Raw genomic sequence first — 16597 nt, 5'->3', positions numbered from 1 at the left:
GGGTGGGAAACCTCGCAGTTCGGAAGGGTGGTACGGGTCCGTGGGACGGCCCCGGGGCGCGCCGGCCCCGGGGCGGTCCTCAGGCGAGTCCGAGTTCGCGGTCGATCAGGTCGAACATCTCGTCGTCCGTGGTGCCGTCGAGCGCGTCGTCCGGCCCGTCGGCGGCCGCGGGCGACTCCGCGGCCTCGCCGTCGAGCCGCCACTGGAGGCTCTTGAGGCGGGCGAGGAGGCGGGTGCGGGAGTCGGCGTCCAGTTCGGTGGCGCCGAGCGCGCTCTCCAGCTCGTCGAGTTCGGCGAAGACGGGCCGGGCGGCGGGTGCCGCGGTGCCGGTGGGCGCGCCGACCAGGTCGCGCAGGCGTCCGGCCAGGGCGGTGGGCGACGGGTGGTCGAAGATCGTCGTGGTGGGCAGCCGCAGGCCGAATTCGGCGTTGAGGCGGTTGCGCAGCTCGACGGCGGTCAGGGAGGACATGCCGAGGTCGAGGAAGCCGCGCTCGGGTTCGACGGCCTCGGGCGAGCCGTGGCCGAGGACGGCGGCGAGGTGGCCGACGACGACGTCCAGCAGCAGCTTCTCCTGCTGGGCGGCGGCGAGGCCGGGCAGCCGGTCGAGCACTCCTCGGTCGCCGGTCGCCCGGCTCCCGGCCGGCCCCGCGGCGGTGCGCCGGGCGGTGGCGGGGCGGGGCGCGAGTTCGGCGAACAGTGGCGGGGCCCCGGCGGTGGCGAGGGCGTGCCGGTCGAGCCGGATCGGGGCCAGGTGCGGTCGGTCCACACCGCTCGCGGCGTCGAGCAGGGCGAGGCCCTGGACGGCCGTGAGCGGCAGCATGCCGGAGCGCGCGAAGCGGGCGATGTCCACGGCGTCCAGGGTGGACGTCATTCCACTCGATTCTCCCCAGTATCCCCACGCGAGGGAGACGGCCGGGCGGCCTTCGGCCCGGCGGCGGTGGGCGAGGGCGTCGAGGAAGGCGTTGGCGGCGGCGTAGTTGGCCTGGCCGGGGCCGCCGGCCGTGGCGGCGAAGGAGGAGAACAGGACGAACGCGGAGAGGTCCAGGCTCCGGGTCGCATCGTGGAGGTTCCACCCGGCGTCCACCTTGGGGCGCAGCACCTCGGTGATCTGCTCGTCCGTCAGGCCTTCGAGCAGGCCGTCGCGCAGGACGCCGGCGGCGTGGACGACGCCGGTGAGCGGGTGCTCGGCGGGGATGGTGGCGAGGAGCGCGTCGAGGGCGGCGCGGTCGGCGGTGTCGCAGGCGGCGACGCGGACGTCGGCGCCGAGGGCCGCGAGCTCGGCGAGGAGCTCGGCGGCGCCGGGGGCGTCGGGGCCGCGGCGGCCGGTGAGCAGGAGGTGGCGGATGCCGTGGTCGGTGACGAGGTGGCGGGCGACGAGGGCGCCGAGGGTGCCGGTGCCGCCGGTGATCAGGACGGTGCCGGCCGGATTCCAGGACCAGGCCCGGTCGTCCTCGCCGCCCGGCACCGGGCGCAGCCGGGGAGCCGTCACGGCGCCGGCGCGGACGGCCAGGCGCGGCTCGTCGGGGACGGCGAGGGCGGTGGGCAGGGCGGCGGTGGAGGCCGGGTCGTCGTCGAGGTCGAGGAGGAGGAAGCGGCCGGGGTTCTCGGACTGGGCGGAGCGGGCGAGGCCGTGGGCGGCCGCCTGGGCGAGGACGGTGGCGTCGGTGGCGGGGGCCGCGGTCTCGGCGCCGTGGGTGAGCAGGGCGAGGCGGGCGTCGGCGAGCCGGGGTTCGGCGAGCCAGGCGAGGGCGAGGTCGTGGGCGGCCCGGACGGCGTGGTGCGCGCCGGTGACGGGGTCGCCGTCGTCGGCCGCGGTGAGGCGGTGGACGACGGTGGCGGGCGCGGGCTCTCCGGCGTCGAGGGCGGCGGTGAGCTCGGCGAGGTCGGCGTAGGAGCGGGCGCCGAGGGCGGCGGCGAGGGCGTCGTCGGCGCCGAGGACGGCGGTGTCCGTGAGGTCTCCGGCGGAAACGGGGGCCCACTCGACGGCGTAGAGCGGGTCGGCCGCCGGGGCGAGGTGCTCGGGCGCGATCGGGCGGACGGTGACGGCCTCGGCGGTGAGCACGGGGGCGCCGTCGGCGTCGGCGGCGGTCAGCGCGTGGCTGCCGTCGGCGGCCGGGGTGAGCCGGACGCGGAGCAGCGCGGCGCCGGTGGCGTGGACGGTGACGCCGCGCCAGTCGGCGGGCTGCGCCGGGCCGGTGCCGTCCGGGACGGCGGCGAGCAGGGCCTGGAGCAGGCCGGGGTGGACGCGGAAGCCGGCCGTCTCGGTGCGGTGCTCCTCGGGCAGGGAGACCTCGGCGAACACCTCGTCGCCGCGCCGCCAGCGCGCCTGGACGGTGCGGAAGCGCTCACCGTATCCGGTGCCGTCCGCCGCCTCCACCGCCTGGGCACCGGGCGGCGGCCATTCGGTCAGGGACGCGCCGCCGATGCTGCCGGCGGCCAGGGTGGCGGTGGCGTGGCAGGTCCACGGGACGTCGTCGGCCGCGCCGGTCGGGCGGGCGTGGACGGTGAGGGTCCGCCGGCCGTCGGCGTCGGCGGCACTCACGGTGAGCTGGAGGTCGACGGTGCCGCGGTCGGGCAGGGTCAGCGGGGTGAGCTCGGTGAGCTCGGCGACGACCGGGCAGCCGGCCTCGTCGCCGGCCCGCACCGCCCAGTCGAGCAGCGCGGTGCCCGGCACGACGGCCGTTCCGCGCACGCGGTGATCGGCCGTCCACGGGTGTGTCGTGACGCCGATCCGGCCGGTGAGCAGGACGCTCCCCGAGCCGTCGGCGAGCCGGACGACGGCGTCCAGCCCGCAGGGGTCGACGGGCGCGCCGGTGCGGGCGGCGTCCTGGGCGAGCCAGTAGCGGCGGCGCTGGAAGGCGTACGTGGGCAGGTCGACGGGCCGGCCGCCGGCGAGGACGGGCCGCCAGTCGATCCGCACGCCGCGCACGTGGGCCTCGGCGAGGGAGGTGAGCAGCCGGACCGGGCCGCCGTCCTCGCGCCGGACGGTGCCGAGCACGACGGCCCGGGCCCCGGCGTCGGCGGCCGTGTCCTCGACGGCCATCGAGAGGACGGGGTGGGGGCTGCATTCGAGGAAGGCGTCGTGGCCCTGGGCGAGCAGGGCGCGGACGGACTCCTCCAGCCGGACGGTCTGCCGCAGGTTGCGGTACCAGTAGCCGGCGTCGAGCGGGGCGTCGCCGAGCCAGTCGGCGGTGACGGTGGAGAAGAACGGAATGCGGGCCTCGCGCGTGGTCGGCCCGGCGAGTCCGGCGAGTCCGGTGAGTTCGGCGAGCAGGGTCTCCTCGATCCGTTCGACCTGCGCGGAGTGGGAGGCGTAGTCGACGGGGATGCGCTTGGCACGGACGCCGTCGCGGGCGCACGCGGCGAGGAGCTCGTCGAGGGCCGCGTTCTCGCCGGAGACGACGACGCCGGCCGGGCCGTTGGCGGCGGCCACCGAGATCCGGCCGCCGTGGGGCTCGATGCGGGCGAGGACGTCGGCGTGGGCCAGGGGCACCGACACCATGCCGCCGTGGCCGGAGAGGCCGCGGGCGATGGCCTGGCTGCGCAGGGCGACGACCTTGGCGCCGTCCTCCAGGGAGAGCGCGCCGGCCACGCAGGCGGCGGCGATCTCGCCCTGGGAGTGGCCGAGGACGGCGGCGGGGGTGACGCCGTGGGCCTGCCAGCAGGCGGCGAGCGCGATCATGGTGGCCCACAGCGCGGGCTGGGCGACGTCGACGCGGTCGAGTGACGGCGCGTCGGCCGCACCGCGCAGGACGGCTTCGAGGGACCAGTCCGTCCAGGGCGCCAGGGCCCGCTCGCAGGCGGCGATCCGCTCGGCGAACTCCGGTGCGGTGTCAAGCAGTTCGGCACCCATGCCGACCCACTGCGAGCCCTGGCCGGGGAAGACCAGGACGACCTTCCGGTCGCGCCCGGCGCCGTGCCGACCGGTGACGACACCGGCTGCGGGCGTGCCGTCGGCGAGCGCGGCGAGCCCGGCGCGCAGGTCTTCGGTGCTCGTGCCGAGGACGGCGGCGCGGTGCTCCAGCAGGGCGCGGCCGGTGGCGAGGGAGTGCGCGAGGTCGAGCGGCGCGGCGGTGCCGACGGCGAGGTGGTCGAGCAGCGCGCGGGCCTGGCCGCGCAGGGCCTCGGCGCTGCGGGCGGAGAGCAGCCAGGGCAGGGCCGGGCGCTCCGGTCCGGCCACCGTGGGCTCCTGGTCCGGGGCCTGTTCGAGGATCACGTGGGCGTTGGTGCCGCTGAGGCCGAAGGAGGAGACTGCGGCGCGGCGGGGCCGTCCGGTGGCGGGCCAGTCCCGGGCCTCGGTGAGCAGGTCGACGGCGCCCTCGGTCCAGTCCACGTGCGGGGTGGGCCGGTCGATGTGGAGGCTCCGCGGGAGGGCGGCGTGCCGCAGGGCGAGGACGGTGCGGATGACACCGGCGACGCCGGCGGCGGCCTGGGTGTGGCCGAGGTTGGACTTCACCGAGCCGACGAGGAGCGGGTGTTCGCGCTCCTGCCCGTAGGCGGCGAGGAGCGCCTGGGCCTCGATCGGGTCGCCGAGGCGGGTGCCGGTGCCGTGCGCCTCGACGGCGTCGACCTCGGCCGGCGTCAGACCGGCGTCGGCCAGGGCGGCCCGGATCACCCGCTGCTGCGACGGGCCGTTCGGGGCGCTGAGCCCGTTGCTGGCACCGTCCTGGTTGACGGCCGAGCCGCGCACGACGGCCAGCACCGGGTGCCCGTTGCGGCGCGCGTCCGAGAGCCGCTCGACGAGCAGCACGCCGACGCCTTCGGAGAAGCCGGTTCCGTCCGCGGCCTCGGCGAAGGGCTTGCAGCGGCCGTCGAGGGCGAGGCCGCGCTGGCGGGCGAAGTCGACCGGGATCATCGGCGTGGACATCACGGTGACGCCGCCCGCGAGGGCGAGCGTGCACTCGCCGCCGCGCAGCGCGCGGACCGCGAGGTGGAGCGCCACCAGGGAGGACGAGCACGCGGTGTCGACGGTGACGGCCGGGCCCTCCAGGCCGAGGGTGTAGGCGACGCGGCCGGAGATCACGCTCGCGGCGTTGCCGGTGCTGACGTACGGCGCGGCCTCCTCGGGGATGGTGGCGACCCGGTCCAGGTAGTCGCTGGAGGACAGGCCGGCGAAGACGCCGGTGCGGCTGCCGTGCAGCGTGCCCGGGTCGATCCCGGCGCGTTCGAGGGCCTCCCACGAGGTCTCCAGGAGGAGTCGCTGCTGCGGGTCCATCGCGAGGGCCTCATTGGGGCTGACGCCGAAGAAGGCGGCGTCGAAGCCGGCGGCGTCGGCGAGGAAGCCGCCCTCGCGGGTGCGGGAGGAGTCGGGGTGGTCGGGGATGCCCTCGTAGAGGCTGTCGAGGTCCCAGCCGCGGTCCGCGGGGAAGGGGGCGATCGCGTCGGTGCCGGCGGACAGCAGGGCCCACAGGTCCTCGGGGCTCGCGACGCCGCCGGGGAAGCGGCAGGCCATGCCGACGATCGCGATCGGCTCGTCGGCGGTCCGGAGGGGCGCAGCGGCGGCGGTCGCCGTGCCGGTGCCGGCGAGGCCGTCGGCCAGGTGCCCGGCGAGGGCCCCGGGGCTGGGGTGGTCGAACACGAGGGTCGCGGGCAGCCGCAGGCCGGTCGCGGCGTTGAGGCGGTTGCGCAGTTCCACGGCGGTCAGGGAGTCGAGGCCGAGGTCGCGGAACGGCCGTGCGGCGTGGACCTGGTCGGCCGAGGTGTGGCCGAGGACGGCCGCGGTGCAGCCGCTCACCAGGTCGAGCAGCGCCGCGGCACGGTCGGCCGCGGTGAGCCCGGCGAGGCGGGCGCGCAGCCCGTCGGCGGCCTGGGCCCCCTGCGCGGTGCGGCGGGCCGGGGCCCGGACGAGAGAGCGCAGCAGGGCGGGGAGTTCGGCCGCACCGCGCGAGCGCAGGGTGGCGGTGTCGAGGCGGACGGGGACGAGGAGGGCGCGGCGGTCGGCGAGGGCCGCGTCGAACAGGGCGAGGCCGTCCGGGGTGCTGAGGGGGAGCGCGCCGGACTGCCCGGCGCGGGCCCGGTCGGTGGCGCCGAGGTGGGCGGTCATGGTGCTGCTCTGCGCCCACAGGCCCCAGGCGAGGGCGGTGGTGGGCAGGCCGGCGACGCGGCGGTGCTGGGCCAGGGCGTCGAGCCAGGCGTTGGCGGCGGCGTAGTTGCCCTGGCCGGGCGAGCCGAAGACACCGGCGGCGGAGGAGAACAGGACGAGCTCGGCGAGGTCGAGCCCGCGGGTGAGCTCGTGCAGGTGGCGGGCGGCGTCGGCCTTGGGGCGCAGCACGGCGGCGAGCCGGTCGGCCGTCAGGCCCTCGACGACGCCGTCGTCGAGGACGCCGGCCGCGTGGACCACCGCGGTCAGCGGGTGCTCGGCCGGCACGGCGGCCAGGAGGGCGGCGAGCGCGTCGCGGTCGGCGGTGTCGCAGGCGACGGCGCGGGCCTCGGCGCCGAGGGCCGCGAGCTCGGCGACGAGCTCGGCGGCGCCCGGGGCGTCGGGGCCGCGGCGGCCGGCGAGCAGCAGGTGCCGCACGCCGCGCGTCGTGACCAGGTGGCGGGCGAGTTCGGCGCCGAGGGTGCCGGTGCCGCCGGTGATCAGGACGGTGCCGTCGGGGTCCCAGGGGCGCGGGACGGTGAGGACGATCTTGCCGGTGTGCCGGGCCTGGGCCATGTACCGGAAGGCCTCGCGGGCGCGGGTGACGTCCCAGCAGGTGAGCGGCAGGGGCCGCAGGGCGCCCTGTTCGAACAGCTCGACCAGGTCGGCGAGCATCCGGCCGATCCGCTCGGGTCCGGCCTCCTGGAGGACGAACGCGCGGTAGCGGGCGCCGCCGTGCGCGGCGGCGACCTCGGCGGGGTCGCGGACGTCGGTGCGGCCCATCTCGATCAGCCGTCCGCCGGGCCCGAGCAGGCGCAGCGAGGCGTCGACGTACTCCCCCGCGAGGGAGTTGAGGACGACGTCCACGCCCTCGCCGCCGGTGGCGGTGCGGAAGCGCTCCTCGAAGTCGAGGGTGCGGGAGGAGGCGACGGCGGTGTCGGGCAGGCCGTCTGCGCGCAGCAGGTGCTGCTTGGCCTCGCTCGCGGTGCCGTAGACCTCGGCGCCCCAGAGGCGGCCGAGCTGGACGGCGGCCATGCCGACGCCGCCGGTCGCGGCGTGGACGAGGAGGCGTTCGCCGTCCCGGAGGTCCGCGAGGTCGCGCAGGGCGTAGTAGGCGGTGAGGAAGACGACGGGCACGGAGGCGGCCTGGGCGAAGGTCCAGCCCCGGGGAACGCGGGCGAGCACCCGGTGGTCGGCGACGGCGAGCGGGCCGAACCCTCCGGTGACCATGCCCATCACGTGGTCGCCGACGGCGAGTCCGGTGACGCCCGGCCCCACCTCGCGGACGATGCCGGCGGCCTCGGCGCCGAGGAAGCGGGCGCCGCCCGGGTACATGTCGAGGGCGTTGAGGACGTCGCGGAAGTTGAGGCCGGCGGCGCGGACCTCGATCCGGACCTCGCCCTCGGCGAGCGGCGCGGCGGCGTCGGGGGCGGGCAGGAGTTCGAGGTTGTCGACGGTGCCCTTGGCACGGATGTCCAGGCGCCACGGGCCGTCGGGCGCCGACAGCGGCGCGGCGGTGTGGGCGCGGGCCAGGCGGGGGGCGTGGGCGGTGCCGTGGCGCAGGGCGAGGCGGGGTTCGCCGGTGGCGAGGGCGGCGGGCAGGGCGCGCCAGGAGGCGGGGTCGTCGTCGAGGTCGGCGAGGACGATGCGGCCGGGGTGCTCGCCCTGGGCGGAGCGGACCAGGCCGTGGACGGCGGCGGCGGGCAGGTCGCGGACGTCCTCGGCGGGGTCGGCGGCGACGGCGCGGCGGGTGGTCACGAGCAGGGTGGCGTCGGGACGGCCGTCGGCGAGCCACGTCCGGAGGACGGCGAGGGCGTGGTCGAGGGCGTCGAGTGGTTCGGCGCCGCTGAGTTCGACGAGCGTGACGTCCGCGTCGGCGCCGAGGGTGACACCCGCCTCGGCGAGGGCCGCCGCGTGGGCGGGCGGGTCGCCGAGGACGGTCCAGCGGGCGGCGGTCGGCCCGGGCTCGGGGAGGTGCAGGGCCGGCCAGTCCAGGTGGAGGAGCGCCTCGCGCGCCACCCTGGCGTCCGGGTCGAGGGCACCCTCGGCGAGCGGGCGCACGGCCAGCGCCTCGACGACGGCCACCGGGCGGCCGGTCGGGTCGGCCATCGCGACGCACACCGTGTCGGGCCCGGCCGGGGTGAGCGTGACCCGCAGCGCGGTGGCCCCGGTGGCGTGGAGCGTGACGCCGGACCAGGCGAAGGGCAGCCCGGGGCGGCCCGCCAGCGGGCCGAGGCCGGCGGGGTGCAGGGCGGCGTCGAGGAGGGCGGGGTGCAGGCCGTAGCGGGCGGCGTCGGCGCGGGCCGGTTCGGGCAGCTCGGCCTCGGCGTGGACGGCGTCGCCGAGGCGCCAGGCCGCGCGGACGCCCTGGAACACCGGGCCGTAGCCGTAGCCCTGCTCGCGCAGGCCCGGGTAGAACCCGTCGACGTCGATCGGCTCCGCCCCGGCGGGCGGCCAGGCGGCGGCAGCCGGCGCGGGCTCGGCTCCGGCGGGGGCGACGGCACCGTCGGCGTGCCGGGTCCAGCCCTCGGGCGCCTGCGCGTCGGCCGGGCGGGTGTGCAGGGCGACCGGGCGCCGGCCGGTGTCGTCCGGGGCGCCGACCTCGATCTGCACCTGGAGCGCACCGCGCTCGGGCAGCAGGACGGGCGCGTGCAGGGTCAGTTCCTCGACGCGCCCGCAGCCGAGCTCGTCGCCGGCCCGGACGACCGCCTCGACCAGCGCGGCGCCGGGCACCACGACGGTGCCCGCGACGGCGTGGTCGGCGAGCCACGGGTGGGTGTGCAGCGACCAGCGGGCGGTGGCCACCAGCCCGCCGCCCTGGGCGAGTTCGACGGCGGCGCCGAGCAGCGGGTGCTCGGGGGCGGCCAGGCCCGCCGTGGTGACGTCGCCGCCCGTCCCGCCCGGACGCGGCCAGTAGCGCTGCCGCTGGAACGGGTACGTCGGCAGCTCGGTGACGCGCGCTCCGGTGCCGGTGAACAGGAGGTCCCAGTCCACCCGGGCACCGTGGTTGCGCGCGTCGGCGAGGGCGAGCAGGAAGCGGCCGGGACCGCCCTCGTCGCGGCGCAGCGTGCCGAGGGCGGCGGCGGGCAGGCCGCTGTCGTCGATGGTCTCCTGGACGCCGGTGGTCACCACGGGGTGCGGGCTGACCTCGACGAACACCCGGTGCCCCGCGGCCAGCAGGGTGCGGGTGGCCTGCTCGAACTCCACGGTGTGGCGCAGGTTGCGGTACCAGTAGGCGGCGTCCAGCGCGGCGGTGTCGATCACGGCGCCGGTGACGGTCGAGCAGAACGGGACGTCGGCGGTGCGCGGGGCGATCGGCGCGAGGAGATCGAGCAGCTCGTGCTCGATGCGCTCGACGTGCGCGGAGTGCGAGGCGTAGTCGACGGGGACGCGGCGGGCCCGGACGCCGTCCCGCTCGCAGTCGGCCATCAGTTCGTCCAGGGCCTCGGGGTCGCCCGAGACCACCACCGAGCCGGGGCCGTTGACGGCGGCGACGGAGATGCGCCCGTCCCGGCGGGCGAGGCGCTCGCGGACGGCGGCGACCGGCTCGGCCACCGAGACCATGCCGCCGAGGCCGGCGAGCCGCCGGATCGCCCGGCTGCGCAGGGCGACGACGCGGGCGGCGTCGTCCAGGGTGAGCGCGCCGGCCACGCAGGCGGCGGCGATCTCGCCCTGGGAGTGGCCGAGCACGGCGGCCGGTTCGACGCCGTGCGCGCGCCACAGGTCGGCGAGCGACACCATGACGGCGAACAGCACGGGCTGCACCACGTCGACCCGGTCGAGGCCGGGAGCCCCGGGCGCGCCGCGCAGGACGTCGGTCGCCGACCAGTCGGTGTACGGCTCCAGCGCCGCCGCGCACTCGGCGAAGCGCTGCGCGAAGACCGGTGCGGCGTCGAGGAGTTCGACGCCCATGCCGGCCCACTGGGAGCCCTGGCCGGGGAAGACGAAGACCGGGGCGCCCTCCCCCGCGGCCCGGCCCTCCAGGACGGCGGGGGTGGCGCGGCCGTCGGCGAGCGCGTCCAGACCGTCCAGGAGCCCGGCGCGGTCGGGGGCGACGACGGCGGCCCGGTGCTCCAGGGCGGCGCGGGCCGTGACGAGCGAGCGGGCGACGTCGTCGAGGGCCGGCTCGGCCGCCCGGACGTGGGCGGCGAGGCGGCGGGCCTGCTCGCGGACGGCCTCGGGGGTCCGGGCGGAGAGCAGCCAGGGCAGCGGGCGGCCGGCGGCCGGGCGCTCGGGCAGCGGCTCGGGCGCGGGGGCAGCTTCGAGGATCACGTGGGCGTTGGTGCCGCTGACGCCGAACGAGGAGACCCCGGCGCGCGGCGGCCGTCCGGTCCTCGGCCAGCTGCGGGCCTCGCTCAGCAGCTCGACCGCGCCGGCGGTCCAGTCGACCTGCGCGGTCGGCCCGTCGATGTGCAGGGACTTGGGGAGTTCGCCGTGCCGCATCGCGAGCACGGTCTTCATCACGCCCGCGACGCCGGCGGCGGCCTGGGTGTGGCCGAGGTTGGACTTCACCGAGCCCAGGAGCAGCGGGTGTTCGCGGTCCTGGCCGTAGGCGGCGAGGAGCGCCTGGGCCTCGATCGGGTCGCCGAGGCGGGTGCCGGTGCCGTGCGCCTCGACGGCGTCCACCTCGGCCGGCGTCAGGCCGGCGTCGGCCAGGGCGGCCCGGATCACCCGCTGCTGCGAGGGGCCGTTGGGCGCCGTCAGCCCGTTGGAGGCGCCGTCCTGGTTGACGGCGCTGCCGCGCACGACGGCCAGCACCGGGTGCCCGTTGCGCCGCGCGTCCGAGAGCCGCTCGACGAGCAGCACGCCGGCGCCCTCGGCCCAGCCCGTGCCGTCCGCCGCGTCGGCGAAGGGCTTGCAGCGGCCGTCGGGGGCCAGGCCGCGCTGGCGCGAGAACTCGACGAACACCTGCGGGGTGGACATCACCGTCACGCCGCCCGCGAGCGCCAGCGAGCACTCGCCGCGGCGCAGCGACTGGGCGGCCAGGTGCAGGGCGACCAGGGAGGACGAGCACGCGGTGTCGACCGTCACGGCCGGGCCCTCCAGCCCGAGGGTGTAGGCGACGCGGCCGGAGATCACGCTCGCCGCGTTGCCCGTCATCACGTGCCCGGCGACGCCCTCGCGGGCCGGGTCGAGCAGCTGGTGGTAGTCCTGGAAGTTGGAGCCGACGAAGACACCCGTGCGCGAGCCGTGCAGGGCGCCGGGGTCGATGCCGGAGCGCTCGACGGCCTCCCAGACCGTCTCCAGCAGGAGCCGTTGCTGGGGGTCCATCGCGAGGGCCTCGCGCGGGGAGATCCCGAAGAAGGCGGCGTCGAAGTCGGCGGGGGCGGTGAGGAAGGCGCCCTCGGCGACGTAGCTGGTGCCCTCGTGGTCCGGGTCGGGGTGGTGCAGGCGGTCGGTGTCCCAGCCGCGGTCGGCCGGGAACGGGCCCACCGCGTCGCGGCCCTCGGCGAGCAGCCGCCAGAGGTCCTCCGGCGACTCGACGCCGCCGGGGAAGCGGCAGGCCATCGCGACGATCGCGATCGGCTCGTCGGCGGCGACCGCCGGGGCCGCGAACCTCTCGCCCGAGGCCGTACCGGCCAGTTCGGCACGCAGGTGCGCGGCGACGGCGGTCGGGGTCGGCTGGTCGAACAGCAGGGTGGCGGGCAGGCGCAGGCCGGTCGCGGCGGTGAGGCGGTTGCGCAGCTCGACGGCGGTCAGCGAGTCGAACCCGAGGTCCCGGAACGCCCGGGCGGCGTCGACGGTCACGGTGGAGGCGTGCCCGAGGACGGCGGCGGCCTCGGTGCGGACGAGTTCCAGCAGCAGGCGCTCCTGCTCGTCGGCACCGCGGCCGCGCAGCCGATCGGCCAGCGGGGAGTCGGTGGTCGTCGTGGCGTGGCCCGGGTGGACCGCGCCACGCACCTCGGGAAGGTCCGCGATCAGCGCGCTCGCACGGGCGGCGGTGAGCACGGGGGCGAGCGCGCTCCAGTCCACGTCGGCCACGGTGAGGCCGGAGGCGTCCGCGAGCAGGGCCCGACGCAGCGCGGCGACCGCCCGCTCCGGGTCCATCGGGGCGAGCCCGCTGCGCCGCATCCGCCCGGTGAGGCCCGGGTGGTCCCCCGCCATGCCGCCTCCGGCCCAGGGGCCCCAGGCGATGGCGGTGGCGGGCAGTCCGGCGGCTCGGCGGTGCTCGGCGAGGGCGTCGAGGTAGGCGTTGGCGGCGGCGTAGTTGGCCTGGCCGGGGTTGCCGAGGACGCCGGTGATCGAGGAGAACAGGACGAACAGGCCGAGGTCGTGCCCGGCCGTCAGCTCGTGGAGGTTGCGGGCGGAGACGGCCTTGGCGCGGAGCACGGCGTCGAAGCGGTCGGGCGTGAGGCTTTCCAGGACGCCGTCGTCGAGGACACCGGCCGCATGGACGACGCCGGTGATCGGCTGTTCGGCGGGCACGGCGGCGAGGAGGGCGGCGAGCGCGGCGCGGTCGGCGACGTCGCAGGCGGCGACGGTGACGCGGGCGCCGAGGCCTTCGAGTTCGTCGGCCAGCTGCCGCGCACCGGGGGCCTCGGGGCCTCGGCGGCCGACGAGGAGCAGGTGCTCGGCACCGGCCCGGGCCAGCCAGCGGGCGACGTGGGCGCCGAGGGCGCCGGTGCCGCCGGTGACGAGCAGGGTGCCCCGGGGAGCGGTCCAGCCGTCGGGGGCGTCCGGCGAGGGCGCCGGGTCCAGCCGGTCCGCGCCGACCGCCGCCTGCTCCTCCGACCCGGGCTGCGGCAGCGCATCCGCGCGCGCGGGCAGCGGCGGGAGGTGGCGACGGGTCAGGCGGCGGGCGTAGGCGCCGCGACCGCGCAGGGCGAGCTGGTCCTCGGCGGTCTGGGCGAGCAGGCCGGCCAGGCGGGCGGCGGTGCGGGCGTCAGGCGTGGCGGGCAGGTCGATCAGGCCGCCCCAGCGCTGCGGGTGCTCCAGCGCGGCCACCCGGCCGAGGCCCCACAGCTGCGCCTGCGCGGGCTCGCTCACGCCGTCCGCGCCCTCGGCGGCGACGGCGCCCCGGGTGAGGCACCAGAGCCTCGCCGTGCCGCCGGCGGTCTCCAGGGTGCGCAGCAGGTCGACGGTGGCGGGCAGGTAGCGGGGCACGAGGTGGTGGGCGGGGTGCGGGCGGCCGTCGGCGGCGAGGAAGGAGAGGACGCCGGCCGGCGGCTCGCCGGAGGCGTCCGCGAGCAGCGCGGCCAGGGCCTCGGTGCCCGGCACCCGCTCGATGCGCAGGCCGCGCTCGGCGAGGGCGCCGAGGACGGCGTCGGGCCACGACTCCTCCGTCTGCTCGGACACCACGGCGAGCCAGCGGCCCGGCGGAACGGCGTCGGTGAGGCCGCGCACCGGCACCCAGCTCGTCCGGTACGTCCACCCGTCCAGCGTGCCGAGCAGGCGCCGCCGGCCGCGCCAGGAGGCCAGCACGGGCAGCAGGCGGTCCAGCGAGGCCTCGGCGTCCTGCTCCGCGATCCCGAGGACGGCCGACGCCTCCCGCAGGTCGCCGGCCTCGACGGCGGTCCAGAACGCGTCCTCGACCGGGTCGGCGGTGGGGGCACCCGCGTCGCGGCGGTGGAGCTCGGGCAGCCAGTAGCGCTGCCGCTGGAACGCGTACGTGGGCAGGTCGACGCGGCGACCGCCGGAGCCGGCGAGCACCGTCGCCCAGTCCGGGCCCGCGCCGCGCACGTGCAGCCGGGCGAGGGCCTCCAGGAGGGCCGGCTCCTCGGGACGGTCCTTGCGGAGGACGGCGGCGAGGAGCGCGTCGGCGGGCAGCGACCCGGCCGCCATCGCGGTGAGGACGCCGTCCGGGCCGAGTTCCAGGAAGCGGGTCGCTCCGGCCTCGTGCAGCGTGCGGACGCCGTCGCCGAAGCGGACGGCCTCCCGGACGTGGCGCACCCAGTACTCGGGCGTGGTGACGGACTCGCCGAGGCCGAGGGCGCCGGTCAGGTTGGAGACCAGCGGGATCGAAGGAGCGTGGAACGTCAGCCCGTCGAGGACCTCGCGGAAGTCCGCCAGCATCGGGTCCATCAACGGCGAGTGGAACGCGTGGGAGACGCGCAGCCGAGTGGTCCGGCGGTCGGCGAGGTGCGCGCGGACCGCGTCAACGGCCTCCTCCGTGCCGGAGACGACGACGGAGGTCGGGCCGTTGACGGCGGCGATCGAGACGAAGTCCGTGAGCAGCGGCAGGACTTCGTCTTCCGCGGCCTGCACGGCGAGCATCGTGCCACCCGCCGGCAGCGCCTGCATCAGCCGGCCACGGGCGCTCACCAGCGCGCAGGCGTCCGCCAGCGTGAACACCCCGGCCACGTGCGCCGCCGCGATCTCGCCGATCGAGTGCCCGGCCACGAACTGCGCGCGCACGCCCAGCGATTCGAGCAGCCGGTACAGCGCCACCTCGACGGCGAACAACCCGGCCTGGGCGTACGCGGTCCGGTTCAGCAGCTCCGCATCCGAACCCCACACCACCTCACGCAGGACCGGATCGAGCCCAGCACACACCTCGTCGAACGCCGCCGCGAACACCGGGAACCGGGCGTACAACTCCCGCCCCATCCCCAGCCGTTGCGAGCCCTGGCCGGAGAACAGGAAGGCCGTCGCCCCCTTCTCCGCCACGCCCGTCACGAGACCCGCGACCCCGCCCCCGGCCGCCAGTGCGTCCAGGGCGCGCAGGCGCTGCTCCGGGTCGGCCGGGACGACGACGGCCCGGCGCGCCATGGCCGTCCGGCCGGTCGCCAGGGAGTACGCGACATCGGCCGGGTCGAGCGGCCCACGCGTCCGGAGGTGGGCGGCCAAGCGGCCGGCCTGGGCCCGCAGGGCCGTCTCGTCGTGCGCGGACAGCACCCACGGCAGGACCGCCCCGGGGTTCCCGTCGGTCTCGTCGTGCTCGACCGCCGGCGCCGCCTCCAGCACGACGTGCGCGTTGGTGCCGCTCACGCCGAAGGAGGACACCGCCGCCCGCCGGGGCCACGGGTTGGCGGGCCATTCCCGGGCCTCACCGAGGAGTTCGGCGGCGCCGGAGGTCCAGTCGACGTGCGGGGTCGGGGCATCGAGGTGCAGGGTGCGCGGCAGCAGGCCGTACCGCATCGAGAGCACCGTCTTGATCACCCCGGCGACCCCGGAGGCGGCCTGGGTGTGGCCGGTGTTGGACTTCAACGCGCCGATGAGGACGGGCTGTTCGCGGTCCTGCCCGTAGGTCGCGAGCAGGGCGTGGGCCTCGATCGGGTCCCCGAGGCGGGTGCCGGTGCCGTGCGCCTCGACGACGTCCACCTCGGCGGGCGACAGACCTGCGTCGGCCAGGGCGGCCCGGATCACCCGCTGCTGCGACGGACCGTTGGGCGCCGTCAGCCCGTTGGAGGCACCGTCCTGGTTGACGGCGCTGCCGCGCACGACGGCCAGCACCGGGTGTCCGAGGCGCTGCGCGTCGGACAGCCGCTCGACCAGGAGGACGGCCGCGCCCTCGCTCCACGCGGTGCCGTCGGCCGCCGCCGCGAACGGCTTGCACCGGCCGTCGGCGGCGAGGCCGCCCTGCCGGGAGAACTCGGTGAACATCTGCGGGCTCGACATCACCGTCACGCCGCCCGCGAGCGCGAGCGAGCACTCGCCGCGGCGCAGCGACTGGACGGCGAGGTGCAGGGCCACGAGGGAGGAGGAGCACGCGGTGTCGACCGTGATGGCCGGGCCCTCGAGGCCGAGGACGTAGGAGATGCGGCCGGAGGCGACGCTGACGGTGTTGCCGGTCAGCAGGTGTCCGGCCGCGGTCTCGGCGACCTGGCCGCCGACGGTGGAGGCGCTGTCGTAACCGCCGTGCCCGGCGCCGACGAACACGCCGGTCGGGGTGCCGGTCAGCGTCCCGGGGTCGATGCCGGCGCGTTCGACGGCCTCCCAGGCGGTCTCCAGCAGGATCCGCTGCTGGGGGTCCATGGCGAGGGCCTCGCGCGGGGAGATGCCGAAGAAGGCGGCGTCGAACTCGCCCGCGTCGTGCAGGAACCCGCTCTCGCGGGAGGTGACGGCACCCTCGGGCAGCTCCCAGCCGCGGTCGGCGGGGAAGGCGGAGACGGCGTCGACGCCGTCGCGCACGAGGTCCCACAGCTCCTCCGGGGAGGCGACCCCGCCCGGCAGCCGGCAGGCCATGCCGACCACGGCGATCGGCTCCCGGTGCTGCTCGGTCGCCTCGCGGAGCTGTTCGCGGGTCTCGTGGAGGTCCGCGATCGCCCGCTTCAGGTAGTCGCGGAGCTTGTCTTCGTTCGACATCGGGACGTCAACCTCTCCGGGGATCTGCCAGGGAACGCCGTGCGGGAAGGGCCCTGCCGGACGCCCGGTCCGGCGCCGCGCGCGAACTCCTGACGTCGGGTCCGACCCGTCGCCCGCCCAGTCTCGCCACGGACGGCCCCGGTTTTCCCTAGAGCGCGAGGCACGGACGGGGGGGGGGCGCAGGCGGAGGGGGGCGGGTGGAACGACCCTTCCCGGGCCGATCCCGGGCTGCACAGACCCCCTCTTGTAATGAGCTGGGGGGGGGCAAAGCAT

1 protein-coding gene is annotated in these 16597 nt (G+C 77.6%); it reads right to left on the bottom strand.

Features of this window, described 5'->3' with window-relative positions; genetic code table 11:
- Positions 1-79 precede the first annotated feature (79 nt).
- Positions 80-16324, bottom strand: a complete 16245-nt coding sequence (locus tag ACZ4W5_RS19150) for a type I polyketide synthase (protein ID WP_465655688.1) — start codon at positions 16322-16324, stop codon at positions 80-82.
- Positions 16325-16597 lie beyond the last annotated feature (273 nt).

This window comes from Kitasatospora sp. NPDC029367, from assembly GCF_055569135.1.
Note: the sequence above shows the minus strand (reverse complement) of the source record. Positions and strands in the feature narration are given on the sequence as shown.